The sequence below is a fragment of the Dietzia maris genome (assembly GCF_014144855.1).
GTDB lineage: Bacteria > Actinomycetota > Actinomycetes > Mycobacteriales > Mycobacteriaceae > Dietzia > Dietzia kunjamensis.
Map to the genome: position 1 here is coordinate 1 of NZ_JAALDN010000305.1, position 1,110 is coordinate 1,110.

Annotated in this window: 1 protein-coding gene; it reads left to right on the forward strand. The window is 73.0% G+C overall.

Features of this window, described 5'->3' with window-relative positions:
* Window positions 1-119: 119 nt before the first annotated feature.
* Window positions 120-1,110 (forward strand): MarP family serine protease (locus G6024_RS10445; protein ID WP_159148655.1); only part of this gene is annotated, 991 nt, incomplete at its 3' end.

Here is a 1,110-nt window from a genome sequence, read left to right on the forward strand (position 1 = left end):
GACGGCGCCGTCGCCGGTGGCACGGCCCCCGGCGGCGAGCTGGCCGGGGACGGCGAGCAGCCCGCCGACGGCGAGGAGTCGCTCGACCTGCCCGCGGACAATCCTCGGAGGGGGTACCGGTGACGGGCTCGCAATGGCTCGACCTGGCACTGTTCGCACTCGCCGCGGCCGCGGCGATCTCGGGCTGGATCAACGGGGCCGCCGCGTCGGGCTTCGCGTTGCTCGGAGTGGGCATCGGCGCGACCTCCGGACTGCTGGTGGCCCCGCACCTCGTGCGGGAGATCGACTCGCCGTTCGGCAGGCTGTCCGCGGGGCTGGCGATCATCGCGGTGATGGTGATCATCGGGCAGGTCGCCGGCGTCACGATCGGCCGCGCCGCCAGGCGCTACATCGCCGGATCCGGTGCACGACTCCTCGACAGCACGGTGGGCGCCGTCCTCCAGTCCGCTGCCATGCTGCTCGTGGCCTGGCTGGTCGCGGTGCCCATCGCCGCGCAGGAGGGACCCGGGCTGGGCAAGGCGGTGCGAGGGTCGTCCGTGCTGGCCAAGATCGACGACGTCGCCCCCGAACAGCTGCAACGGATCCCCGCGACGTTCACCTCGGTCCTCGGCACCACCGGTTTCCCGGACATCCTCGGCCCCTTCGGGACCACCCCGATGCAGGAGGTCCCACCGCCCGATCCGGTCCTCGCCGGCTCCGAGGTGGTGACCCGCGTACAGCCGTCCGTGCTGAAGATCCGCGGCCGGGCCGAGTCCTGCAGCCGCGCGCTGGAGGGGTCGGGGTTCGTGGCCGCACCGGGGCTCGTGATGACCAACGCGCACGTCGTGGCGGGCACCGGGTCGGTGACCGTGGTGTCCGGTGATGACGAGCTGGACGCCGAGGTGATGGTCTACGACCCCCGCGTGGATATCGCGGTCCTGCGCGTGGACGGGCTGGACGCGCCGGTACTGCCCTTCGCCGAGAACCGCGCCCGCACCGGCGATGACGCGATCGTCGTGGGCTACCCGGGCAACGGGCCCTACCGTCCGGACGCGGCGCGGATCCGTGAGCGTGTGACCCTGCGCGGCCCGGACATCTACCGCGAGCAGACCGTCGAGCGCGAGGTGTACA